Below are 24,637 nucleotides of genomic sequence, written 5' to 3'. Positions count from 1 at the left end.
TTAACTGGCAGTAAGACCCCCATTCAAGAATTCGAGGTAAAAAAGAGATTTGTAAGTGGGGACGGAAAAAACCCCACTGAATGAAGTTTCAATTTATTGTGCGTTCTTGGCATCCTGGATCTTTGCGGCAGATTCATCTTCAATTACACGAAGGTACTCATTGCTATCCATACCTGATTCTGAGTATCTTCTAAGATCTAAATCAACATATTGATCCCACTGACTAATTTGCTCAGGTGGTGTTGCTGGCGGATGGGCAAAAATGGAAGCTACATTTTTATCGTGTGTTGATTCATAATCTTGGAAAAATGAATCTAGAACATTTTCATTCGTACTTGAAGGCCCGATTCCATTGCGAGAAGCCCATTCTTGGTATTTATCCTCTGTAAAATAGGTGATCACGTCAAAAGCAGCATCCTTATGTTCACTCTCTGGGTTGATGCTTAAACCGATAATACCGCCATCTGGCCGGTGACTTACCGCCGGACCACTATCCCAAACTGGTAGGGGAGCGACATCCATATTTAAGCCTTCCACATCTTTCCACCAGTTTAATCCTTGCACAAATGCCGTAACCATCGCTGTCGTTTGATCCCCGTCAAACAAGCCTTGTTCGAAAGCCGGTTGCTCGCTATTTCCTTGAGTATCTAATATTTGATCAATCAGATCAAAATATTGGCCAAATTCTGGTTGATCTAGCATGACTTCTCCAGTCTCCGGATCTGTTTTATTCACTGCTAACTGCTGAAGAGGCTTTTCTGCATCGCCTAAATCAAGTCCTCGATAATGGACGCCATTTCGTTCGCCAGTTAAATTGCGGGCAAGATCTAATGTTTCGTTCCATGTCATATCTTCGGTTGGATATGGCTGCCCAAATAGATCAAAAATATCTTTATTATAGAACAAAGCATGGTAAATAATTTCATAAGGCAATGCTAGTAATCTACCTTCTTTATCTTTCGAGCGGATCGAATCAAGAAAAACCGGGTTAATATGACTTAGATCATATGAACGCTTTTCAATCATTTCACTTAAATCATAATCAAGCTCTAAATATTCCATCGTTTGTTGAGAAAGCTCAAAGAAAATATCGGGTGAAGTCCCACTTGCGAATATCTCTTCTAAATCTTGTTGTCCAGATCCTGCTCTCACTTGTTCTAAAGTAATGTAAGGGAATTGCTCCTCGATCGGATCTTTAAAACGTTCATTAAACATATCCTCTTCCCAATGGACGAGTACTGAGATTGTAACAGGCTCTTTTTCATCCGCTTCCTCCGTTCCCTCAGTTTGCGTTTCCCCGGAGTCAGAAGAGTCTGTTGAACCTGTTGGCTCATTTTTGCTAGAACAAGCTACGCACAGTAACCCTGCACATAAGATCAATAGAAAAAGCATTGATAATTTAGAAATCGCTTTCATTATTGTGATACCCCCAATACGATAATTTTTATATTTTTCATACCCCTCCAAAAGTCAGCATTAGGTTTGTTATCTGTGCTGATAAGGGAGGTTGTATGTATAATTAATATATGCACATATATATCCACTTATCACTATCCTATCAATAAGTGTTCTGAATGTTTGTTGAATTGGATAGTTGTAATTCAATGAGACTGAATAAGATTAAAATAGATTTTCTCTACAATAAAATACTCGAAGAATAACGAAACTGATGTATTCTCGGTCATGTGTAAGCTTTTTTTAATGTATTTAAGCCGTGTTGAGCGACTTCAAGGGCTGACTTATTTTCATAATCAGTGATAAATAATTCTAACGATAAATAATCTTTATACCCTATTTCTGCCAGTGTATTTCCAATTGCAAACGTATCGGACATACCTTCACCAGGAAAAACTCGATCTGCGTCCTCTATTTCCTCTTTTGATGGAGAGGAAGGATAATCATTCACATGGACAATACCAATTTGAGTCGCCTGTAATGACTGTAAGTTTGCAAAATTACTCCCGCCAACATACATATGGAAAGGATCAATCAGCAATTTTCCATTTGTCACCTGGAGCTTTTCTAACACCAATTGGGCTTGCTCTAATGTAGAAAGCTGCTGAGATCTTCCCCAAAATTCAAGCAGTGGTTCAACGCCTATTTTGCGCCCAAGTGTGACTAAGCGATCAAAGGATTGAGCCATTTCATCCAATGTAACTGATTCTACTTCACCGAAGGGAGGTGCAGCGATTGAAAGACAGCCTATGGATGCTAAAAGTTCCATTTCTTCTTTCGCCTGTTTGAAGGCCGCTTCACGAGTCTCTTGGTCCTCGTCTGCCCATTTAAAAAAAGCAATTGCATTGATTAGTTCAAGATCATTTTTCTTTAATGCCGTTTGAATTGTTTGAATGCTTCCACCAATCTCCAAATAGGAGTCAATATCACGCATCCATAGCTCGATACCATCGTAGCCTGCTTGTTTTGTTACTTCTATTTGTTGAATAACATCAAGTTCAAAAGGGAATAAAGTTGAGGCATTAAGGGCCGTTTTAAATGGAAACATGATTCATCCCCTCCCTTTCAGTGCGTTTTTTTCATGGACGAATAGCGTGCGTCCTTTTTGATTGCTTTGTAAGGCTCGTTCAATCAATTGAATATTCAATCGGGCTTCTTCTGGTTTAACCTCAAGTTCGACGCTCTCCATAATATGTTCATAAACATTTTGATAATAATCTTGATATGCACCAGGAAGTGTTTCAATTTTTCCTTTCAGGGTTAATTGCCCAATTGATGTATAAATATCTCCCCATCGGTCTTCCGCTTCCTTTCCCCATTGCCCATTGGTAGCAGGGGATTGCCCATTGATTAATGCCCTTTCCTGAGGATCGACTCCAAATTTAATAAAGGACCCATTTTCCCCATATAAAATATAGCGAGGGCTTTCAATGCGCACAAAGGGGGAAGACCTCAAACGTACTTGTAAATTGTCTTCATAACCAAGGGTGACATCAAAATAATCATGAGTCACACTATTGTTACGTTGACTCTCAATCTTGGCTGAAATGGTGTCAGGTATCCCAAAAAGACAAACAGCTTGATCAAGTAAATGGACACCTAAATCATAAAAAACGCCCGTTCCTGTTCCAGCTTGATCTCGCCAATTATTTCCTGAAGCAATTGGGTTAAAACGGTTCCATTGAAACTCACATTCTCTGATTCTTCCGAGAACATTTTTTTGCAACAATTCTTTAATAGTCATGAAGTCGCCGTCCCAACGGCGATTATGAAAGACGCTAAGCATCTTATTCTTTTCCTTTGCTAATTGTATTAATTCATCTGCTTCAGCAGTTGTTGCTGTAAACGGTTTCTCTACAACGACATGTTTTCCAGCATTCAATGCATTGCGGACAAATTCTACATGATGCGTACTTGGTGTTGTGACGATAATTAAATCAATCTCGGGATCAGCATATAGCGCTTCAGCGGATTTGACAACGTCTACCCACGGATAGCGCTCTTTTGAATGCTCATTTCTTCGTTCCACCACTTTCCTTAGACGTAAACCAGGAACAGATGTAATAACAGGGGCATGAAACGTTCGGCCTGCAAATCCATATCCAATCAAACCAACCTGAAGCTGGGGCTTCACAGCGAATCACTCCTAATTTTAGTAAATTGAACATTCGGTCTTTTCGAAAAATTCCTATCAAACTTATCTTCTTATTCCAGGTTTCTCAATAACTCACCTGCTTTCTAAAAATGACTTTTTGAAAGTGTTCGAAGCTCACAGCTGATTATGTATCATGATGTTAAAAATAATATAGCACAGAATGAAAGATTTATGTACAAAAAATAATATTAATATATATATTTAAAGTTTCGAATGAATATTCATGATTGTTAAAGCTGATATATTTTAGTATAGAACGTTCTTAAAGTGGTTGATCATGAATGATTTTTATACGGAGCTATATATGAAAATGATTTTAATCGAATGAATGCTGATGTTACAAAATGTGATAAAGGTCCTATGTGGAGGGGTTGATAGGGTGGTGACGTCCAACCAATGAAACTTTAATTAAAAAAGATCACGAATGAAAAATTCAGTGAAAAGCAATTCGGCAATGACCGGATATAGGTATTATTAAATTAAATCTTCTTATTGACATATCAATATAGTTGATATAGTCTATCAGAAAGAAAGCGCATACTTTAATCTGTGGAATGAAGACGTTATATTGAATGGAGGGTGATGCTAGAGTAGTATATTCAAAGTTTCTTATCATTGTAGACACCTTGATACTGGAATAAAGAAACAAGCATCGTCATATATTTATTTTTGATGTTTCTGGTTTGAAAATTAGCATACTACGATCGTTAATATAATTGGAGGATGGTTAAATGAATTATCAAATTGGGATGCGTATTCCCCCAAACATTGGTAAACAAGGAATAGAAAAGGTAGCTCATTGGGCAGCTGAGATAGGACTAGATGTGATTGATGTACCGAATTATAACACAGAAGTAAAAAAGGCCTTACAGGATGCTGGGCTTCAAGTTGGTTCAGTAGATCTAAAGAACACATCTGCTTTGCTTAACCCAGATGAATCAATCCGAAGAGATGCAATCGAGTCAATTAAGCAACAAATGACAGAGGTAGCAGAACAAGGAGGGAAAATTCTCTTCATGGTGCTTATTCCTCAAGATGCGAATCAGTCACGTGAGACCAGCTTTTCTATTTGGAAAGAGTCTTTTCCGGAGGTGGTAAAACAGGCTGAAGAGACGGGGCTATACATGGCTTTGGAAGGGTGGCCAGGCCCAGCTCCGCAATATCCTGCACTAGGATGTACACCTGAAACCTTAAGAGCGATGTTCCAACATATTCCATCCAAACATTTTGGGCTCAATTATGACCCATCTCACTTAGTTCGTCTCGGTGTCGATCATTTGCGCCTTCTAAGTGAATTTGCGGATCGAATTCATTATTGTCATGGGAAAGATACTGAAATTTTACCGGAGGAACAATATGAATATGGAACGCTGCCGTCGACTTTTGGTGCGAAATACGGCTTTTCTGACGGTTCATGGCGTTATACGATTCCTGGGCAAGGTGATGTTGATTGGGGTAAGGTAGCTGTTCGTTTAGAAACGATTGGATACCAAGGCGCGATCAGCATCGAATTAGAAGATCAACGGTTTTGGGGATCATTAGAAGCGGAACAGCAGGGGATTATAAAAGCAAAGGATCATCTTTCTTTGTATTTTAAATAAAAACTTTTAAAATGAGTGGTCAAAAAGTTGAATGTTTTGGGCTTGTCTGTAGTACTTATAGAGTGTGTTCAAAAAGGAGGATAAAAAGGACCAAGTCGGCTAAAGGCGCTGACGTCCTGTCAGCAACACCGACACTAGTACATCCTGTACGTCGAAAGTTCGAGGCGGCGTAGCTTTGAGCAGCGGAACGTATGCAGTTAATACGTGAGCATAAGTAAATCTTCCACGAATCGCATCGCACGAAGGAAAAGTGGTTTTCTTTTCCAAGGAGCGGAAAAGCAAGCCAACGAGCTTCCACAGGATGTGGTGACTTCGACGTTCGACACAGGACGTGTCGGTAACTAGTCGAAGTTCCTTTATCTCGAAGTGTCATTTTTACCGGACTTTTTGAACATCCTTTTATAGAATGATCAATCTATTTTACGAGGGGAAGAAGAATAGTATGGATAAAATTCGCGTTGGTTTTATTGGAACAGGTGGTATTTCGAATCTGCATGCAAATCATATAGCGGAACTTGATTATGTAGACATTGTGGCGGTTACAGATCCAAATCCTAAAAATAGAGAGAATTTTCTTAAGAAGTATCAACTGGCTAATGCAAAAGAATTTGTCCATCATAAAGATATGCTGCAGGATATGGCATTGGATGCGGTTATTATTTGTTCCCCGCATACACTGCACTTTGAACAGGCTATGGATGTCATGAATCACGGGTGTCATGTACTGATTGAAAAGCCAATGGCTTGCTCGAAAAAGGAAGCGGAGGAACTAATCGATACGGCCGAAAAACTGGGAAGAGTATTACAGGTATCGTACCAACGTCACTTTGACCCAGAGTTTATGTATATCCGTGACGCAATCGCCAATGGAGAAATTGGCAAGTTAACCTCTGTTACGGCTTCCTTGTATCAGCAATGGGGACATGGATCCAATAATGTGTGGCGTAAGAATCCCGCTTTATCTGGTGGCGGAATGTTAATGGATTCGGGAAGCCATATTTGTGATGTGCTGCTTTGGACAACGGGATTATCGCCAATAGAGGTATCGACACAAATGGAAAATCATAATTCTCCTGTAGAACTAGACTCATTTACCTCAATCCGTTTTGAAAATAATGTGATTGCTGGTTTGAACATTGTTGGGTATGCCCCAATTTGGCATGAGACTTATGCATATTGTGGTGATAAAGGCGGGATATTCTTGGATAATGGAAAGATTACCCTTCATCGATTAGGCGAAGAGCTGATCACACCAGAGCTGCCTAAAAAGGAAACAAATCAAGACCGAAGCTTTTTTGATGCAATCCTAGGAAAGCATGAGGTTAAAGTACCAGGAAAATTTGCTAAAGAAGTTGTCAATCTAACAGAAATGATCTACGAGGCAGCAGGATATCGTCCATTAGAAGATGGAGTAGTAAAGTAGACTAAGAGATCGTTCGTATAATTAAAAAACCATGGCCTTTTATGTTCCAGTCTTTTCAAAGGCTATGGTTTTTTTGCAATTAGGCAGGATATTCTCTAGAAAGATAGAATTTATAGTATGGTGTGAGAAATCACACAAACAAGAGTGCGTTGTCTGTGTACAAGCGAGGAATGGAATTGAAAGATTGCGAGCCATCAGTGGTTAGCGGCTGAGGCAAGCATGAATATACTCCCGAACATTGTAATAAGGCAAGGCTTTTAAAAAAACTGATTAAAGGGTGGAAACATATGGATAGGAAAGTAAAAATTGGTATTATTGGCAGTGGAGGCATTGCTGGCGCACATGTTCGTGCATACAAACAAATGCCTGATGTAGAGATTTTGGGAGTTGCAGATGTTATTCCAGGCAAGGCAGAGGAATTTGTACATAGGCATGAATTGACGGATACTCAGGCTTTTGATAGCCATTTAGAATTGTTGGAGTTAGACTTAGACGGTGTAAGTGTTTGTACTCCTAATATTGCCCACCATCAAACAAGCGTTGATGCTCTTCAAGCTGGAAAACATGTTTTAGTAGAAAAACCGCTCGCGATTACTCTTGAACAAGGGCTCGAAATGGTGCGTGCAGGTAAGAAAGCGGATAAAATGTTAACGGTTGGCTTTCAACCGCGCTATGATCCAAATATGAAAGCTGTGAAAAAAATCGTTCAATCTGAATTAGGGAATGTCTATTATATCCAAACCGGTGGTGGCCGGAGGAGAGGAATGCCAGGTGGTACTTTTGTCAATAAGTCACTGGCTGGTGCTGGAGCCATGGCTGATATTGGCTGTTATTCTCTTGATTTGGCTTTGAATGCACTAGATTATCCAAAACCACTTAGTGTATCTGCTTTCACCTCTAATCATTTTGGGACAAATCCTGCACATCATCCAGAGGCCGAGAAATTTGAGGTTGAGGATTTTGGTGTCGCACTTGTTAGGTTGGAAGGTGGAAAAGTGCTTAATTTTAAAGTTTCATGGGCGATGCATGCAGATTCTTTAGGCCCAACACTCTTTCTTGGAACAAATGCTGGTCTGAAGCTCACTCCAGCGGGAAGTGGACCGTGGAGCGGTGTTTGGGATGGAGGCATTGGCTCCATTACGATGTTCCATGATGTCCAAGGTCATCATACAGAAAGCACCATTCCAGTCCAACAGCATAATTACAACATCTTTTATGAAAAAGTTCGTGACTTTGTTGTCTCGATTAAGGAGGATAAGCCTGCACCAATTCCTGGTGAAGAAATTCTTATCAATCAAGCGATTATTGATGGGATTCTAAGATCTTCAGAGCTGGGCAAGGAAGTGGATATTACCATACCCGAGCTGTAGGAAGAACACCTAAGGAAAAATATAATTCTCAAATCAACCCCACCGTGTAAATGGTGGGGTTTGTTTAATGCTAGAAAAAGACATTCCAAGAAATGGTTGACATAAATCGAATAGCTGTTTAATATATTAATCGTAATTGTTACGATTTACGTTTGATTGAAGAGAGTTGCGTAATAAAATCTTTCAATAAAAAATTTCACCTACCAAATCGTAATTGTTACGATTTAATGTTAGATAGGAGGATATGAAGATCTTGGCAGATATAACAAACAAGGGGGAAAGAATCTTGAAAAGCAAGATATGGATCATTGGTTTGCTCGTTATTATTTTCTTAGCCGGTTGTGCGACAAAGGAGGAAGTAGATGGGCAAACGAATGTTGAAAAGGATGAAAAGCAAACAGAAACAAATAATGTGGAGAAGGAAGCTGACAGCGAGCTAACAGTCACAGATGATTTAGGAAATGAGGTGACGATAGAGAAAACGCCTGAAAGAATTGTGGTTTTGTCACCATCCCATTTAAATTTATTGTATGACCTAGGCGGTGAGGCTGTTGGAAGAACAACGCTTAGTCCAGATCGCATTCCTGAAGGGGCTGAAGATGTAGCAGACATTGGCCACCATACGAATGTGAATGTCGAAGAAGTTCTAGCTTTAGAGCCTGATTTAGTCATCGGAAACACTACTTTACATAAAAAATTAATTCCGATTTTAGAAGATAGTAATATTCCATTTATAAACCTAGATATGATATTACTAGAGGATGTTAAACGAAATGCGAAGCTTGTTGGAGAGGTTTTAGGCGATCGTGAGCAAGCTGAAGAACAAATTGCGGAACTAGAACAAAAAATAACGGCGATTCAAGAAAAAATCAATCAATATCGTGGTAAGGAAGAACCGAAAAAAGTAGCGATTTTTAATATCACTCCTAGTAATGTCACAGTCAATAGAGAAAATACCATTCCTGGTGAAATTTCCCAAATGTTAGGATTAACCAATATTGCAGAAGGTGTGCCTGCGCTTGAGGAAAATCCGACGCAAACAGCATTTAGTTTGGAAAAGGTGGTTGAGGAGGATCCAGATATGATTTTCGTTGTCCATCATGGTGAAAAATCCAAGGCAGAAGAAAGAATGGACATTGATATGAAAAATAGCCCTGCATGGTCTACTTTAACCGCTGTTCAAAATGATCAAGTGCACTTCTTACCAGGCAATTTATTCTTATCAAACAGCGGATTAAACTATGATGAATCCATTGAATATTTAGCAAAGCTTGTATATCCTGAGGTTTTTGATGATGGTGAGTGATACAGCGATGAAAAAACCAGCTTTTAAGTTGGGAAATATAAGGGAACGCCGAACATGGCGTTTCTTCATTTTATTCATCTTCTTTATTCTTGCCTGTGTAAGTATTCTATTCAGCCTATCCAAAGGGGCTGTCGACATTTCATGGTCTACGATTTGGACATCGTTGACTTCATTTCATATGGAATCTAAACAGCAAATATTATGGAATATACGTCTTCCAAGAGTGATTATTGGTGCATTGGTTGGAGTGAATTTGGCTTTAGCTGGAGCTATTTTACAAGGGATTATGCGCAATCCTCTAGCTGATCCAGGTATTATCGGCATTAACTCTGGTGCAGGATTAGTGGGGGTCGTCATTTTACTTTTATTTCCACATTTAGAATTCATCGTTCCAATAGGGGCTTTTTTTGGTGCAATGGGCGCTGCGGTACTTATTTATATTTTAGCCTGGAAAAGAGGCATTCAGCCGGTCAGAATTGTATTGGCTGGTGTAGCAGTTTCCGCGTTTTTAGGATCTTGGATTTCTACACTGATGATTTTTTACAGTGATCGTGTTCAAGGTGCTCTTATGTTTATGGTGGGAGGATTGTCTGCAAGAAGCTGGAATCATGTCGAGATGATCTGGATTTACAGCTTACTAGGGCTGCTTTTTGCTATTTTCGGTACAAGATGGATGAATATATTGCTTTTGGGGGATGAAACAGCACGAGGATTAGGTCTTTCAGTAGAACGAACGAGAATCATCATGACGGCTGTGGCATCTCTGCTTGCAGCAAGTGCTGTCAGTGTTGTGGGTTTACTAGGCTTTGTTGGACTGATTGTTCCACATGCGGCTAGATTATTAATCGGAAATGATTATCGTCTACTTATCCCTGCTTCCTGTTTTCTTGGGATTGCGGTTGTAACTTTTAGTGATACGATTGGACGGTTGATCTTGGCACCAGTTGAAATCCCAGTTGGTGTAATTATGGGGATTTTTGGGGCGCCATTCTTTCTTTATTTGTTAAGGAGGGAAACATAATGAGCATATTAGAAGCGAAAAAGATTGATTTACGTTATGAAGAGAAATTCATTGTTCAATCCCTTGACCTTTCAATTCAAAAAGGAAAGATTTATTCCTTGCTAGGACCAAATGGATCGGGAAAAAGCACGATTTTAAAGGCTTTATCAAGGAATTTAAAAATAGAACAAGGAGCAGTGTATTTGAATGGACGGATGATTCGTGAATTGAAGGCCAAAGAGGTCGCTCAAAAAATGGGGATTCTTTCTCAGTCACCATATACACCACCTCATTTAACGGTAAGAGACCTAGTGGAATATGGTCGTTTCCCACATAAAAAATTTTGGGAGAGACTCTCAAAGGAAGATCTTGATATTGTGAATTGGGGGATTGAGCAGACAGGATTAACGACTTTTGCCAATCGAGTTGTTAATACACTATCAGGAGGAGAGCGGCAAAGAGCATGGATTGCGATGGCGCTCGTTCAAAAACCTTCCATTCTGCTTCTTGATGAACCAACCACCTTTTTAGATATTTCTCATCAATTGGAAATTATGGAACTTGTAACATCTATTAATAAAGAATTTGGCATCACTATAGTGATGGTGTTACATGATATGAATCACGCTTCTAAATATTCTGATGAACTGATTGTATTGAAAAACGGTGGGATTTTTGCACAAGGCTCTCCTACTCAAGTATTGAATAAACATACGATTCGAGAGGTTTTCGGGGTGGAGGCGGATATATGGATCGATCCGCTCCACCAAAAACCCATTTGTATTGCACAGGCATTAGCGTAACATCTTAGATTAACGATAAAGACATCATCAATCTAATGGGAGATGAAAAAATTGAAGAGTGATAGAGTGTATTATCCTTTTACTGCGATTGTCGGGCAAGAAAATATGAAATTAGCGCTTTTATTAAATAGTATTAATCCTGCTATTGGCGGTGTTTTAATTAAAGGGGAGAAGGGAACGGCGAAATCGACCGCTGTTCGTTCTTTAGCCGATTTATTCGGCCAGCTTAAGGTTGTTGAATTACCATTAAACGCTACAGAGGATCGAGTGATCGGCACATTAGATATAGAACAGGCGATAAAGCATGGGGAGAAAAAATTTGAGCCCGGTATTTTATATGAAGCACATAAGCAAATTTTATATATCGATGAAATTAATTTATTAGATGATCACATTGTGGATGTATTATTAGATGTTTCCGCAATGGGTGTCAATACAATCGAAAGGGAAGGGATTTCGTATGCACACCCTGCACAGTTTATCTTGATTGGGACCATGAATCCTGAAGAGGGTGATCTTCGCCCACAGCTATTGGATCGCTTTGGATTATCTGTCGAGGTAACTGGTGAGCAGCAAATAGATAGGCGAGTACAGGTGCTGCAAAGAAGATTAGCCTTTGAAGAAAATCAAAGGGAGTTTCAAGAGAAATACTGTTATGAGCAAGAACAATTAGTCAAAAGGATTGAGCTGGCGAAAAATATTTTACCTGAGGTGGATGTATCGGATGAAATCTATCAATTGATAGCAAGACTATCAATCCAGTTAAAAGTAGATGGGCATCGATCAGATTTAACCGTTTTGAAGGCGGCAGTGGCGCTCGCGGCATTTGAAGGAAGAAGAACTGTTACGGCTAAGGATATTCAGACTGTTACTAAATTTGTCTATCCTCATCGACTGAAACGCACACCATTTCAGGACGAAGGAGCTGATCTGTCACAACTAGATACATTTTTTAATGAGCTTGAGATTGTTTAAAGGGGAGGAGACAGCGGTGGATTTGCTTCATACATACCCATTCACAGCGATCGTCGGTCAAGGTCCTGTCAAGCAAGCTATTTTACTAAACTTAGTGAATCCGAAAATCGGCGGCATTCTGTTAACGGGGGAGAAAGGGACAGCAAAAACAACGATGGTACGGAGTATTTCCCAACTAAAATTGGGCAAACAAGTGATCGAATTACCACTTAGTGTGACAGAGGATCAATTAGTTGGTGAAATTGAGCTTGAGAAAACCTTGCAAACTGGCAAGAAACAATTCAAACCAGGAATTCTGCAACGCGCCCATCAACATATTTTATATATTGATGAGGTGAATCTATTATCCTTGCATTTGACGAAATTGATCATTGATTCTCATTCATCAGGAACGACAGTGGTAGAAAGAGAAGGGATATCGACCACTTATGCCTCTCAATCTATTTTAATCGGATCTATGAATCCTGAAGAGGGTGAATTAACCCCACAAATTCTGGATCGCTTTGGATTATATGTAAACGTAAAAGGCGAACAAGATATCGATACGAGAATGGATATTATCAAGAGCAGGGTAGCCTTTGAAGAGGATCAGGAATCTTTTATCCAAAAGCATCAAGAGAAGGCAGAAACGTTAAAAAGTTGGGTTCGAGAGAGTCAGACCCGTTGTGCTTCTATTACCGTAAACGCGGCAATGATCAGGAACGCGGCAATGATTGCTCAAGAAGCTAATTGTGAGGGACATCGAGCTGAGTATATTTTGCTTGAAACAGCGAAAGCAATCGCTGCTTTGGATGGAAGAGAAAAAGTCGATGCGGAGGACTTTCAAAAAGCAGCTGCCTATGTGCTTCCCCACCGTCAAAGAGAAAATCAAGCCTCACCATCAAAGCCAAAGCAGGAGCAACAACAGGAGAATAATCAAGAAGAACAAACAAGAAATAATCATCAAGATAAACAAGAAACACACGAAAATACAAAGTCAGTAGAAAGCAATCCAACGATAGAGGATCCCCATTTGCAGCAAGCTAATTCTGATTATAATGAGGAAAAACCAACCAATGAATCTAGTCTAAGTCAAGAAGAGTGGACAGCCGGTATTGCGGATGAAATGGACATCAAGATTTTACAAGAACTCAAAGCATTTATCAGGGAGCAAAAACAAGGAAAAGGGGGAAAACGCTCCGTTGTAAAGACTGAATGGAACAAAGGACGATACATCCGTGCCACCATTCCTCCTCATGGGAAAGTAACAGATTTAGCCTTAGCCCCAACCCTTCGAGCCGCCGCGCCTTATCAATCGAGCAGAAAGAGGAATGGGGATTCACTTATAGCGATTGAACAACAAGACTTACGCCAAAAGGTAAGGGAAAAAGTGGTGGGCACGACCTTATTATTTTTAGTGGATGCAAGTGGATCTATGGGTGTAAGAAAACGTATAGAGGCAGTAAAGGGAGCGATCTTTTCTTTGCTGCAGGATGCTTACCGAAAACGAGATGAGGTCGGAATGATATCCTTTCATCAGAAGCGCGCGGATGTTGTGTTAGAGGTTACTCGAAGTGTGGAAATGGCTTATCGACGATTAAAGGACCTGCCAACAGGTGGAAAAACACCACTGGCATCAGCACTCGTAAAAGGCTATGAGATATGGCTGCAGCTGCGGAAAAAAGATCCAGATGCCATCCCTTTTCTCATTCTCATTACAGATGGAAGAGCGAACCAAGGCTATGAGGGCAAAGGTTCTCCATTAGAAGAGGCTTTTCAAATAGCAGAGACGATGAAAAATGAAGGTATTTTGTCTTTAGTTATTGACACAGAGCAAAGTAAGGTCCCTTTAGGTCTAGCCAAAAAACTAGCCGATCATCTTGGCGGTATGTACACAAAATTAGATCAAATCACCTCATCGCAAATTTATGGAGCCATTAAAGAGCATATTTGAAATGAATAGAGTCTTGGAATCTCAAGATGCAGATCCGCAAATTACAAAAGGTTTACTGTGAATCGAGGATTATTGAAGAATCGTCTTCTTTTTCAACCCCTTTTTTTAAAAAAGGAATGTTTTTGTAAACATTGTCTACCAAGATCGTGCGTTGTTGATTTCCGCTACAGTTGCTCGCTTGGAACGGTGACTAGCTGTTACGTTGAATGTAGAATATGATCTCGTTTTATATAGATGGGGTTATTCTTCTAATAAGAAACTGAACCATCCCTCATTAAATGTAGAATGATAAAAAATTTGTACAATCTGACTTGGTAAATGCCGAGAGTCTATGTAAATAAAAGGAGGGAAAGTTGTGAACATAACGATTGTCACCACATCGACAACAGCTATTAATGATCTTATTCATGCCTATGAAAGCAAAATATCGTCCGCTATAAAAACGCTGGTAGATGTACAGCTTTTTGATATTGGCAGTGATAAGGAGGAGCAATTTGCTAGGATAAAGTCGAGTGTCAGCAAATCTGACATTCTATTACTTGACTTACATGGCTCATCTCAACGATTAAACCAAATAATCATGGAGAGCATCCCGTCTACCCGCTCTTTTATTGTGCCAATCAATGGGTTTGGGGATGGGCTCCGCTCTTTTTTTAAGTTAGGAAGTCTTTCAGCAAAGGATTTTGATCAAGAACATCATGGCAGGCCATCCCAAATAAGAGAAGACAGCCAATCAAGTGAAAAGCGTACAGATTTACAAAACTATAGCAAAATTGTTACGTATTGGAGGCTGGCAGGAGTAGAAAATATGCGCAACTTGCTTTGCTTTCTTTTGAAAGAATATGGTCAGTCGTTTGATTTGACATCCCAGGAGTTATTAAAAGTTCCTCAAGCTGATCCGCCTGCGGGTATACAGGAGACAACCATATATGATCCGATCAACGATTTGACTTTTTCCTCCTATGAAGAGTACGCACAACATACTGATTTTGATGATACAAGGCCGACGGTCGGTTTTCTATTTACAAACATTCATTATCCAGTTCGAACAATTGAAGCCATTGCGGAGATCATGGCACGGGTAAAGGAATTTGCAAATATTCTTCCAGTCACCTATAAAAGGGGAAGCGAACAGGAAATAGAGAAGGTGAGACAATATTTTCTGGATGATCAGCAACCAAGAATTGATCTCCTTTTAAACTTTGTCCCTTTTCGTTTAGGAGCTGGACCTGTCGGTGGGAATCCAGAATTAGGAAAACAATTACTAGAGGAATTGAGTGTACCGGTTTTACATCCGTTTTTTATTACGAGGAGGATGAGGAAAGATTGGGAGGATTCCTCACAAGGAGTGACATCTGCTGAATTTTCCGTTTCCGTTATGTTGCCGGAATTGGATGGAAATATTGAAACATTTCCAGTCGGGGTTATGGATACAATCGAACAGAATCAAATGTTTGATGTCGACATTAAGCAATTAACATTGATTGAAGACCGCGCAGAAAAAGTAGTCTCTCGAGTAGCACAATGGCTTAAGTTGAGAAAGAAAGCAAACAAACAAAAGAAAGTTGCTATTATTGGTTATAATTATCCGCCAGGTGAAGCGAATATTTTTGGGGGGGCTTTCCTCGACACCTTTGCTTCTTTAGAGACAATCATAGAGCGTCTTCACAGAGAAGGCTATCATACTCCACTGCTTACAAAAGCAGCACTACAAGAAAAGTTCATTGAGGGAAAAAGAATCAATTCGCCCGAATGGGTAACAGATAATCAGCAAATTGATTTTATTCGCTATAAAGCGAATGAAGAGGTAGTGGAATGGGGCCAAACCTCTGATACCATGATGACAGACGAGGGTGAATTTTACATTCCGGGGATTGTAGAGGGAAACCTATTTATTGGATTACAGCCCGCTCGTGATCTTCAAGGAGAAATAGAGAAGTCCTATCATGATAAAACTCTGCCCCCCAATCAGCAGTATATCGCTTATTATCAATGGTTAAAAGAAGAATTTCAAGCAGATGTCATTATCCATGTAGGTACACATGGAACATTGGAATTTTTAGCCGGGAAAGAATGTGGGATGTCGAGTGATTGTTATCCAGATCGATTAATCCAAGATATTCCTCATCTTTATCTTTACTATGCAGGGAATCCAGCAGAAGCAATGATTGCAAAACGCCGCTCACATGCAACATTAATTAGTTACCAGTCTCCTCCGTTCCAGGAAAGCGAATTGTATGGAGAATTCCTGCCGTTAGAGCTTTTGATCAATGAGTATCACGAGGTGGAAAGAACCAACCCTATGCAAGCCAAGGAATTACAACATAAATTATTAAAAAAGGCTAAAGAGCTGCAGTTTTCTGTTACAGAGGTAGAGGAACTAGAAATGGAACTATATCGAATCAAAACATCGCTTATTCCAATGGGACTTCATGTGTTTGGAACAGCCTATACAAATAAACAAGCAATGGAATATGTAAAAGCCGTGTTAAGGTTTGATCGTGGTAACTTAAAATCACTTCCAAGATTATTCGCAGAATCTAAGCGGTTAAACTATGATCAACTCATGGCAGATAAAAATCGCGATGGGAGAACGAAATTATATGAAGAAGCTGATCAGCTTATTGAATCCTATTTGCTAGACCAATCACTTCTAAGCTCTTTTTCCGATGAATGGAGAGAAAAATTTTTAGAAAGCTTAGAGTTTGGGATGACGGCCTATACAGCCAGTCAACAAAATCAAGAATTAGATCATCTCATCAAAGCTTTAAACGGAGAATTTATTCCTGTTCGTCTAGCTGGGGATATGATTCGCGATCCAGCTGTTTTCCCAACAGGTTATAATCTATATCAATTTGATCCCAATCTTGTTCCAAGTGAGAGTGCGTATGAACGTGGGAAAATAGTGGCAGAAAAGACAATTGAGAAATATTTAGATAACACGGGGAAATACCCGGATAAAATTGGGGTTGTGCTCTGGGGATTGGAAACCTCTCGTACCCAAGGAGAAACATTAGGACAAATTCTGCACTATCTTGGGATTAAAGTGATTTACCGGCCAGGTATGCTAAAACAAACATATGAAATCATTCCGATCGAGGAATTAGGGCGTCCGAGAATAGATGTCATGTTGAACATCAGTGGAATGTTTCGAGCAATGTTTGCGAATGTAATCGAAGATCTCAGTGATCTGTTTATGCGGATAAGTTCCCAGGATGAAACAGATGATGAAAATTTTATGAAAAGACATACAAAGCAAATTCTCGAACAATTACAGAGTGAAGGGATCGATCACAATTCAGCCATCGAGCTATCCTCTGCCCGCATGTTTGGTCCATCAGAAAATGAATATGGAACAAAGGTTACAAAGTTAATTGAAACAAAAAATTGGGAAGATGAAGCACAAATTGGTCAATCCTTTTTTGATAGCATGCAATATATCTATACGAAAAATTATTATGGTAAACCAATGAAAGAATTATTAGCCACACATTTAGAAAAAGTAGAGCTCATTTCCCAAATCCGGAGCACAGTTGAACATGAAGTAGTTGACTTAGATCATTTTTATGAATTTTTTGGTGGTCTTTCCAAGTCTGTGGAAAATGTAAAGGGGAAAAAAGCGGATGTTTATATCAGTGATACGACAACGAGTCAAATTGAAACAGAGGATGTTGAGCATGCGATCGCAAGAGGAATTCGAACACGAATTACGAATCCAAAATGGATTGAGGCGATGTTAGAGCATGACCATCACGGTGTACAAAAGATAAAAGATCGATTTGAGAATATCTTAGGACTGGCGGCTACGACGAATAAAGTAGAAGACTGGATCTTTCATCAGCTTCATGCCACCTATATGGAGAATGAAGAACTCAAAACAAAATGCATAGAAAATAACCGTTGGGCCTACCACCACATGGTGGAAACCTTACTAGAAAGCTCTCAAAGAGGGTATTGGGAGCCTACAGAACAAGAACTAAATACATTAAGAGATTTATATTTAGAATTGGAAGGGGATATGGAAGAAACAACGATATAGGAAAGAGGCTGGGACATAACTAAATTGCTAACCTTCAAAGACGAACAATGTATTGCGGGGTATATGAACCTAGTAGTTCGGTTTTGGTTTGTTTGAAAACATTTTTGTTTCAGCCTCCACTTTTTATTTGTCAAGATGTCAACGGAAAAGTTGTGTATAGACAATGCGAAAAGTCGAAGAGACATACTCTTCGGCTTTTTAATATTGGGGAAATACTAGATTTAAGATACTTTTTATAAGTTGAAGAATAATAGATCATTTGAAAGTCTATTAATTTTGTTGACAAATTGTCAACGTAAATGTATAGTTTATTGCAAATGGAAGCTGTACTTTTTTAGTGGCGTCTGAAAGGAGATTAATATGAAGATAGAGAGCGGAGATCAACTCGGTTTGATTTTAAAGAATTTATTGGATAAACATTCCTTATCAATGAGAAAATTAAGTGAAAGAACAGATATTGATACAGCTACTATATCCCGCATTATAAGTGGAAAACGTAGACCGACACTTGAACATTTACATCTGTTTTCCAAACATTTGGATATTCCAATGAATGAACTTTTAGAGGCTGCTGGATATCCACTTGAACAGGAAGCGAATGATCAATCAGAACTGAATCAGTATGTCAACGAGATTCAAAACTCACTTGATTCATCTGTTGCCAGTGGATTTTCTATTGAGAACATTGACCGAAAATTAAAAGAGTATGCAAATTATGCGCAAACAGAGGATGGAAAGGAAGCGATCTCTTCAGGGTTTGATGAGAAAATTAAGAAGGTTGATAGTGTAGGGCCATTTATTAACTTTCTAAAGGATTTTTTTAAAAAGTTTCAGCTGCAAAATGGTTCATCAAAAGAACTTATTTTAATAGGAAGTGCATTATTGTATTTTATTATTCCTGTTGATGTGATTCCAGATTATATTTTTCCAATTGGTTTTATAGATGATGCCATAGCTGTGCAAGTGATTTCAAAAAAAATAGCAGAGAGATGAGGGAGAATAAACTTGAGAACTAAAAGACATAGATCATCATTTAAAAAAGTACTTATAGGATTCTTCCTCCTTATTAGTTTTATAGTTGTTTTCCTTGTTATTTATAGTGTTAGTCAGTATCAAAAAGGGCTAGCAAGTAATGCTGATAAAAAGGAAACGAGCGACATAGAAGAAACAACGCAAGAACCATTTGAAGGAGAAGAAGTCCAATTTGGGGAAGTGAAGATACTACTGATCGGGAGTGATGCAAGGAAAGGAGAACAAGGACGATCTGATACGTTGATGATTGCTTACTATAATCAAAATACCCACCGGATAAAACTTGCTTCTCTTATGCGAGATACATATGTAGAGGTTCCAGGATATGGCATGCAAAAATTAAATGCAGCTTATTCTTTTGGAGGGCCTGAACTAGTTAGAAAAACAATAGAGCATAATTTTGATTTAGATATTAATTATTATGCCATTGTTAATTTTACCGGATTTCCGAAACTAGTGGATTTAGTTGCACCTAATGGCATAAAGGTTGAGGTAGAAAATGAAATGTCAACAGGTATTGGCATGACGCTGCATCCCGGAAAACAGTCATTAAATGGAGAAGAGCTATTGGGCTATGTCCGCTTTAGAAAAGATAACTTGAATGATTTTGGTCGTGTTGCCAGGCAACAAGAAGCACTAGAGAAGGTTTTAGCAGAAGCCGTTACCGTTCATAATATCGTTCAGCTTCCGAAAATATTAGGTACCGCGGCGTCCTATGTAGAGACAAATATTGATAATCGTATTCTATTTACAATGGGGAAAGACATCGTAGCAAACAAGACAAATGAATTGGAGAAACTGCGCATACCCATTCAAGATTCATTTACCGATCAAAATGTCGACGTAGGGGCTGTATTAAGCATTGATCTTGAAGAAAATAAGCAAGCATTGAAAGAATTTTTCTCAGAAGAAAATATTGCGATAAAAGAATAGAGTTAAGCTTAGCGATAACAAACAAAAGAACTTGATGGGGACTATTTCCTTTCAAGTTCTTTTGTTTTTCGTAGTGTAAAATAAAAACTATATGTAGTGATTTTTATCACTTATAAACACCATATATTGTGTTATTGTGAAATAGATTAGATTAGAAAGAGAGGTTCATTTGTATGAATTTAGTAATGTTTAAAACGGTGATGTGCCCAAAATGTGCTGTTATTTCCAAATTTTTACGGGATCAGGGCGTGACTTTTGCTGTGGTTGACGCAGAAAAACAACAAAAGCTAGTTGAGAACTTTCAAATTATGTCAGTGCCTACAACCATATTGCTAGCTGATGACGAAACAGAAATAGCCCGAACTACTGGAGTGAATCCTGTTGAATTAATGGAATTGATACATCGATTGCGAGAAGGAGAGATGAGCAATGTTTGAGAATACAGAACAAATTATTCGGAAATTCACATCGACTGCTGATGATAAACAATCTGATTATCTAAAACATGAAAATAGCAACTATGTTTATTCACTACCATTATTACGCCACAATTTGAATAATCACGCTGAGGAAGAATTTTTGTTTAACCATGTGCTTCCTCCAGAAATTAAAAGATTGTATGACGATGGGGTTATCTATGTTCACGATAAACAGCTGGCACCGTACTGTGTGTCGATCAGCTGTCTCGATATTGCTTCAAAAGGGATTCCATCACTTGCTAAGAATATGATTTCATCCAAACCAACGACACGTCTATCCACTTTGATAAGGCATTTTAGTAATGTGGTTACCCTAATTTCCCAGCAAGTTTCTGGTGCAGTCATGCTGGCACAGCTTTCTACCATTGCTGCTTCCTATTTATATGATGAAGCACAGCGAGGCCAGTTTTATACGGACGATGGCCTGAAACAGTTATTTCAAAGTTTAATTTGGGAATTAAATATGCCGCTTCGTTCCGGGGCGCAAAGTAGCTTTTCAAATATTACACTAGAGTTCGGTAAGCCTTCCGAAGAAATCAAACAGGAGTATATCGTGATTGGAGGAGAGTTACGTTTCATCCAGTATCAGGATATCCCACATACTTATTTTGATCGCATCAATCAGGCAATTATTGATGTGATGAGCGAAGGAACAGGGAGTGATGGGATTCCATTTACATTTCCACTTTTGACTGTACAAATTGACGATCAGTTTCATTATGAAAATCCGCTGTTTCTCGAACTTTTGGATAAAATGTATGATTGGGGCGGAGTGTATTTTGAAAATTTTAAAACAAAGCCATTTGAAAATTCTTATTATCAGCAATTAAATCCATTTATTCAAGCGAAAGATCCACAAGTTAGCCGTAGTTTATGCTGTCGTCTGCAAATTAATCTAGAAACACTCGCAAAGGCTGGTGGAGGGGTGTTCGGCTCATCGTCTGGTTCTACGGGAGCTGTACAGGTATTAAATTTGAATATGAACCGCCTGTTACTAGAGTTCGGTTATGATATGGATTTATTGAAGGAAAAAATGCGGGGCTACTTGGAAATCATGCAACAAGCTCATATGGCAAAACGGTGCTGGATCGAAAATAATAAAGAACTCTATCCAACGTTTTTTGCCTACAATCATGATCTAAAAAATTATTTTAATGTGTTTGCAGTCACCGGCACGAATGAAGGGATCGTTAATTTAGGCTACCCTAATGGGATTAAAGATGAAAAAGGAAAGTTGGTTGCACATGAATTGATGCAATATATGACCAACGTGATCAATGAATTTATTGTTAGAGATAAGGTAGCTTGTGGTATTGAATATGCACCAGCTGAAAATGCCGCCATAAAACTAGCCCGCCATGATCTTAAATGGGCAGGAGAGAATGGCCATGATATTTTTGTGCAAGGTGAGGGGGAGAACCCATACTTAACAAGTGGTTGTATGACGCCTTTTGCTGAGGAGGATTTCTTGGAACAATTGGAAAATAGTGCCGAATTTCAAGGCTATGCCACCTCAGGAAGTGTACTCCATCATTTTCTGGAATCAAAAGTGTCTCCTGCAAGGTTAGCTCGTTATATAGATAAGATTTTTGAAAAACCAATCAACTATATCACCTTAACACCAACGATTACATCTTGTATGAACTGTGGGCAAAAAATCATTGCGGAGGATGGGAAAAATATTGAGCAATGTCCAACTTGTGCCTCAACGGATATCGCTACCTTTAGCAGGGTGATTGGTTATCTGAAAATGATTGCCCGCCATACTATTCATGTTGATGAAAAAGGATACTATGAGGGCAAATATAATTTTTGGTCAAAAGCGAGAAGACATGATTGGAATGGGCGCAAGCGGCTCAAAGAAGATACATTGAAGGAGGTCAGCCATCCGTAATACGGATGATACATGATGAAATTCTATCAGAACTTTATTCGGACCTTTACTGATGTGCCAAACCATACGACCCTACTGGTCCATTCTTTATCAGGCTGCCCGTTATATTGCTTCGGATGTCATAATTATGATGAAATAATTGCTCATACACCTGCAAAGTATAAAACGGCTGATGATTTGTTTCTATATTTGAAAAAAAGCGGATTTTTATTTGATGCCATTATGTTTAGCGGAGGAGAATTTTTAATCGATCCTTTTATAGACATACGTGCTGTACTTCAAAGGACGCGGGAGCTGTTTGCTGGCAAGATCATAGTTACAACCAGTGGGTTGTACCATAGAAAAGTACAACAGCTATATAAAGAAAAGCTTGTGGATGGGATCCATATTGATATGAAATTACCTTATCATGTACTCGATCCTGAAGCAGATCAATCAATCTTTCAAGATATCATGGGTATAAAGCCATCCAGAAAGATGGTAGCAAATTTACTTGCAAGTATTGATCAGGTCATTACCCATAATTCGCCACTGGATCAAGTCCGCACAGTGAGATATCCGATTCTTGATGAAGGTTTTTTTGAAGAAATTCAACGTTATATCGACCAACGGAAAGCAGAACATCAAAGTGAAGTAGACTATTTTTTAAACGACTTCTTATACACTTAATTTTTTTGAAAAGCCCGAAAGACTTTAAACAAAAAACTCTAGAAACGATGATGTAACGTTGTTTCTAGAGCATTTATATATAGTTCATTCATTGATTCTAGTAGTATGATCGTGGAATTTAAAAAAAATTGGCAGAAACCTAGGACAAACTCTCTTTTTTCGACATAAGATGTATTACATCTTTTATGAAGGGAGGGATAGGTAAATGAGCAAAGAACATGATAAACATGGTAACCAAAACCATAATGATGTAGAAACAATATTCTATCCCACTAAAAACATTGTAAACACGACTACAAACAGAAAAACAATTAGACGTGTCCATCCAACCCACGTAAAAAATGTGAATAAGAACATCACCCGGATTGAAAACTTTTTCCCTGTAACAGAATCTGAAAAAGATGTGAATATTGTAGAGAATTACAATTGTGGAAGTGATTTAAATAATCCACGTTGTAGACCTGCTAATGACGACAATAACTGTTAGTGGGTTAAATTTGAAAAGCATCCTAACGGGTGCTTTTTTCTTGGACATCGCTTGTGCTTTTGTCTATACTCTTTGTTTAATGAAGTTAATTTGTCCTCGATGATTAATCTCATCTTCAAAAACATGAAACCACTTAAAAAAACGATTGATTGGAGTATCTTGATAATATTCGTCGATCGTATGTAACCATTCATCATCAACATCTTTGAAATGGCGAAGGGTATTTGTTCTTACTTCATCTAATTTATCAATATAGTACTTCAATGTATTCCCTCTAATCTGGTCTCTTCCTTCTTGACCTAGTCGAAGTGCAGGGCCCCATTGATCTATTTCTTGCTCGGTCATTTCCCTTTCTTCAAACGTGTTGACAAAATAGGCATATTCAATCGCAGCAATATGGAGTAATAAAGCCCCAATTGAGTTGCTATTATCATCAATCAATGTATCCAATTCTTTTTCAGTTAATCCCTCTACACTGTTAAGAGTCATATTACGAGTGTAATTCATCATACAAATCAAGTAACTAATTTGCTCTGTGTAACTATCATCAATTTTTGTAATAATCAATTCATCATCCTCCTTTTTATATTGAACCTCTTTATACCATTCGATATTCTGCCAGTGATTTCCTTTTTTATTATTCAGATAATTACAGCTATATAAATCTGCACATCAATTGAATAAAGTTCGATAATTTATAAAAAAGTTTGTTACAATTAAGTTGACGGGTTAGATCGCGACAGTTCAACAAATAGACCTGCTCTATAATCGTTGGTTAGCTTTGATTGTTTACTTGAAAATCATACAGAGGAGTGAAATGAATGGCTGATAATGAGAAGCGTTTTGAAGAGGTTTATACGCAAGGAAAACTAAAAGTGACTAAAGTTATTCGTGATAATGAAACTGGGGTCCTGTATATGTTGCATCAGGAAGGGTACGGTGCAGGGCTGACTGTTATGCTGGATCAGGAAGGAAAGCCCTTAGTAGACAAGGATTTTAAAAAGTAATAAATATAGTTAAATTTATACGGTTTTGAGCAGGCCTGTTCTTGAGCCAGCCGCCTTCATGGAGCCATAAAAGGAG

20 protein-coding genes are annotated in these 24,637 nt (G+C 38.6%); 16 read left to right on the top strand and 4 right to left on the bottom strand.

Annotation, left to right across the window (positions count from 1 at the left end; translation table 11 throughout):
• Window positions 1–93: 93 nt before the first annotated feature.
• The 3 genes from KI375_RS17125 to KI375_RS17115 all read right to left on the bottom strand — a co-directional run bounded on the left by KI375_RS17125 (window position 94) and on the right by KI375_RS17115 (window position 3,589).
• Window positions 94–1,416: an ABC transporter substrate-binding protein gene (locus tag KI375_RS17125; RefSeq protein ID WP_212974688.1), complete on the bottom strand. Its 1,323-nt coding sequence runs from the start codon at window positions 1,414–1,416 to the stop codon at window positions 94–96.
• 265 nt (window positions 1,417–1,681) lie between these two features.
• Window positions 1,682–2,503, bottom strand: a complete 822-nt coding sequence (locus tag KI375_RS17120; RefSeq protein WP_212974687.1) for a sugar phosphate isomerase/epimerase family protein — start codon at window positions 2,501–2,503, stop codon at window positions 1,682–1,684.
• Window positions 2,504–2,506: 3 nt separating this feature from the next.
• Entirely contained in the window at window positions 2,507–3,589 is a 1,083-nt protein-coding gene (locus KI375_RS17115) for an oxidoreductase (RefSeq protein WP_212974686.1), read from the bottom strand.
• 752 nt (window positions 3,590–4,341) lie between these two features.
• On the opposite strand from KI375_RS17115, the gene KI375_RS17110 reads away from it, so the two are divergent.
• From KI375_RS17110 to KI375_RS17040, 15 genes are all read left to right on the top strand, one after another.
• Window positions 4,342–5,211 carry a sugar phosphate isomerase/epimerase family protein gene (locus KI375_RS17110; RefSeq protein ID WP_212974685.1) on the top strand — a complete coding sequence of 290 codons (870 nt, stop codon included), beginning with the start codon at window positions 4,342–4,344 and terminating at the stop codon, window positions 5,209–5,211.
• Between the two features lie 442 nt (window positions 5,212–5,653).
• Window positions 5,654–6,634: a Gfo/Idh/MocA family protein gene (locus KI375_RS17105; protein ID WP_212974684.1), complete on the top strand. Its 981-nt coding sequence runs from the start codon at window positions 5,654–5,656 to the stop codon at window positions 6,632–6,634.
• A 287-nt stretch (window positions 6,635–6,921) separates the two neighbouring features.
• Window positions 6,922–8,004: a Gfo/Idh/MocA family protein gene (locus KI375_RS17100; RefSeq protein WP_212974683.1), complete on the top strand. Its 1,083-nt coding sequence runs from the start codon at window positions 6,922–6,924 to the stop codon at window positions 8,002–8,004.
• A 286-nt stretch (window positions 8,005–8,290) separates the two neighbouring features.
• The gene (locus KI375_RS17095; protein WP_212974682.1) at window positions 8,291–9,310 is read left to right on the top strand and encodes an ABC transporter substrate-binding protein; all 1,020 of its coding nucleotides are present in this window, start codon (window positions 8,291–8,293) and stop codon (window positions 9,308–9,310) included.
• Window positions 9,297–10,331: a FecCD family ABC transporter permease gene (locus tag KI375_RS17090; RefSeq protein ID WP_244852783.1), complete on the top strand. Its 1,035-nt coding sequence runs from the start codon at window positions 9,297–9,299 to the stop codon at window positions 10,329–10,331. Before KI375_RS17095 ends, KI375_RS17090 begins: the two co-directional genes overlap by 14 nt.
• Entirely contained in the window at window positions 10,331–11,113 is a 783-nt protein-coding gene (locus tag KI375_RS17085; protein ID WP_212974681.1) for an ABC transporter ATP-binding protein, read from the top strand. Before KI375_RS17090 ends, KI375_RS17085 begins: the two co-directional genes overlap by 1 nt.
• A gap of 51 nt (window positions 11,114–11,164) precedes the next feature.
• On the top strand, window positions 11,165–12,088 hold the full coding sequence (locus KI375_RS17080; protein WP_244852781.1) for a magnesium chelatase ATPase subunit I: 924 nt from the start codon (window positions 11,165–11,167) through the stop codon (window positions 12,086–12,088).
• A gap of 16 nt (window positions 12,089–12,104) precedes the next feature.
• Window positions 12,105–14,021 carry an AAA family ATPase gene (locus tag KI375_RS17075; RefSeq protein ID WP_212974679.1) on the top strand — a complete coding sequence of 639 codons (1,917 nt, stop codon included), beginning with the start codon at window positions 12,105–12,107 and terminating at the stop codon, window positions 14,019–14,021.
• Window positions 14,022–14,376: 355 nt separating this feature from the next.
• Window positions 14,377–18,060: a cobaltochelatase subunit CobN gene (locus KI375_RS17070; protein ID WP_212974678.1), complete on the top strand. Its 3,684-nt coding sequence runs from the start codon at window positions 14,377–14,379 to the stop codon at window positions 18,058–18,060.
• Window positions 18,061–18,420: 360 nt separating this feature from the next.
• Window positions 18,421–19,053, top strand: a complete 633-nt coding sequence (locus KI375_RS17065; protein ID WP_212974677.1) for a helix-turn-helix domain-containing protein — start codon at window positions 18,421–18,423, stop codon at window positions 19,051–19,053.
• Between the two features lie 12 nt (window positions 19,054–19,065).
• Window positions 19,066–20,025 (top strand): LCP family protein, encoded by a 960-nt coding sequence (locus KI375_RS17060; protein WP_244852779.1) that lies wholly within the window; start codon window positions 19,066–19,068, stop codon window positions 20,023–20,025.
• A gap of 173 nt (window positions 20,026–20,198) precedes the next feature.
• Window positions 20,199–20,462 carry a thioredoxin family protein gene (locus tag KI375_RS17055; RefSeq protein ID WP_212974676.1) on the top strand — a complete coding sequence of 88 codons (264 nt, stop codon included), beginning with the start codon at window positions 20,199–20,201 and terminating at the stop codon, window positions 20,460–20,462.
• Window positions 20,455–22,398 carry an anaerobic ribonucleoside-triphosphate reductase gene (gene nrdD / locus KI375_RS17050; protein ID WP_212974675.1) on the top strand — a complete coding sequence of 648 codons (1,944 nt, stop codon included), beginning with the start codon at window positions 20,455–20,457 and terminating at the stop codon, window positions 22,396–22,398. The genes KI375_RS17055 and nrdD overlap by 8 nt, the downstream gene beginning before the upstream one ends.
• A 15-nt stretch (window positions 22,399–22,413) precedes the next feature.
• The gene (locus KI375_RS17045) at window positions 22,414–23,067 is read left to right on the top strand and encodes a 4Fe-4S cluster-binding domain-containing protein (RefSeq protein WP_212974674.1); all 654 of its coding nucleotides are present in this window, start codon (window positions 22,414–22,416) and stop codon (window positions 23,065–23,067) included.
• 205 nt (window positions 23,068–23,272) lie between these two features.
• The gene (locus KI375_RS17040) at window positions 23,273–23,554 is read left to right on the top strand and encodes a CotD family spore coat protein (protein ID WP_212974673.1); all 282 of its coding nucleotides are present in this window, start codon (window positions 23,273–23,275) and stop codon (window positions 23,552–23,554) included.
• 63 nt (window positions 23,555–23,617) lie between these two features.
• Here the strand turns inward: KI375_RS17040 and KI375_RS17035 are convergent, their stop codons facing one another.
• Window positions 23,618–24,064 (bottom strand): DinB family protein, encoded by a 447-nt coding sequence (locus KI375_RS17035; protein ID WP_212974784.1) that lies wholly within the window; start codon window positions 24,062–24,064, stop codon window positions 23,618–23,620.
• Window positions 24,065–24,375: 311 nt separating this feature from the next.
• Here KI375_RS17035 and KI375_RS17030 point away from each other — a divergent pair, with 311 nt between their 5' ends.
• Window positions 24,376–24,561, top strand: coding sequence for a DUF6440 family protein (locus KI375_RS17030; RefSeq protein ID WP_212974672.1), 186 nt, complete (start codon window positions 24,376–24,378; stop codon window positions 24,559–24,561).
• Window positions 24,562–24,637: the final 76 nt, after the last annotated feature.

The sequence above is a fragment of the Bacillus sp. J14TS2 genome (assembly GCF_018333015.1).
Taxonomy (GTDB): Bacteria; Bacillota; Bacilli; order Bacillales; family Bacillaceae_C; genus Lederbergia.
Note: the sequence above shows the minus strand (reverse complement) of the source record. Positions and strands in the feature narration are given on the sequence as shown.

What these genes read in the sequence shown, in the direction of transcription:
- KI375_RS17125 (WP_212974688.1), bottom strand. Translation starts at nt 1,416, where the DNA reads ATGAAAGCGATTTCTAAATTATCAATGCTTTTTCTATTGATCTTATGT.
- KI375_RS17120 (WP_212974687.1), bottom strand. Translation starts at nt 2,503, where the DNA reads ATGTTTCCATTTAAAACGGCCCTTAATGCCTCAACTTTATTCCCTTTT.
- KI375_RS17110 (WP_212974685.1), top strand. Translation starts at nt 4,342, where the DNA reads ATGAATTATCAAATTGGGATGCGTATTCCCCCAAACATTGGTAAACAA.
- KI375_RS17105 (WP_212974684.1), top strand. Translation starts at nt 5,654, where the DNA reads ATGGATAAAATTCGCGTTGGTTTTATTGGAACAGGTGGTATTTCGAAT.
- KI375_RS17100 (WP_212974683.1), top strand. Translation starts at nt 6,922, where the DNA reads ATGGATAGGAAAGTAAAAATTGGTATTATTGGCAGTGGAGGCATTGCT.
- KI375_RS17090 (WP_244852783.1), top strand. Translation starts at nt 9,297, where the DNA reads ATGATGGTGAGTGATACAGCGATGAAAAAACCAGCTTTTAAGTTGGGA.
- KI375_RS17085 (WP_212974681.1), top strand. Translation starts at nt 10,331, where the DNA reads ATGAGCATATTAGAAGCGAAAAAGATTGATTTACGTTATGAAGAGAAA.
- KI375_RS17065 (WP_212974677.1), top strand. Translation starts at nt 18,421, where the DNA reads ATGAAGATAGAGAGCGGAGATCAACTCGGTTTGATTTTAAAGAATTTA.
- KI375_RS17055 (WP_212974676.1), top strand. Translation starts at nt 20,199, where the DNA reads ATGAATTTAGTAATGTTTAAAACGGTGATGTGCCCAAAATGTGCTGTT.
- nrdD (WP_212974675.1), top strand. Translation starts at nt 20,455, where the DNA reads ATGTTTGAGAATACAGAACAAATTATTCGGAAATTCACATCGACTGCT.
- KI375_RS17045 (WP_212974674.1), top strand. Translation starts at nt 22,414, where the DNA reads ATGAAATTCTATCAGAACTTTATTCGGACCTTTACTGATGTGCCAAAC.
- KI375_RS17040 (WP_212974673.1), top strand. Translation starts at nt 23,273, where the DNA reads ATGAGCAAAGAACATGATAAACATGGTAACCAAAACCATAATGATGTA.
- KI375_RS17035 (WP_212974784.1), bottom strand. Translation starts at nt 24,064, where the DNA reads ATGATGAATTACACTCGTAATATGACTCTTAACAGTGTAGAGGGATTA.
- KI375_RS17030 (WP_212974672.1), top strand. Translation starts at nt 24,376, where the DNA reads ATGGCTGATAATGAGAAGCGTTTTGAAGAGGTTTATACGCAAGGAAAA.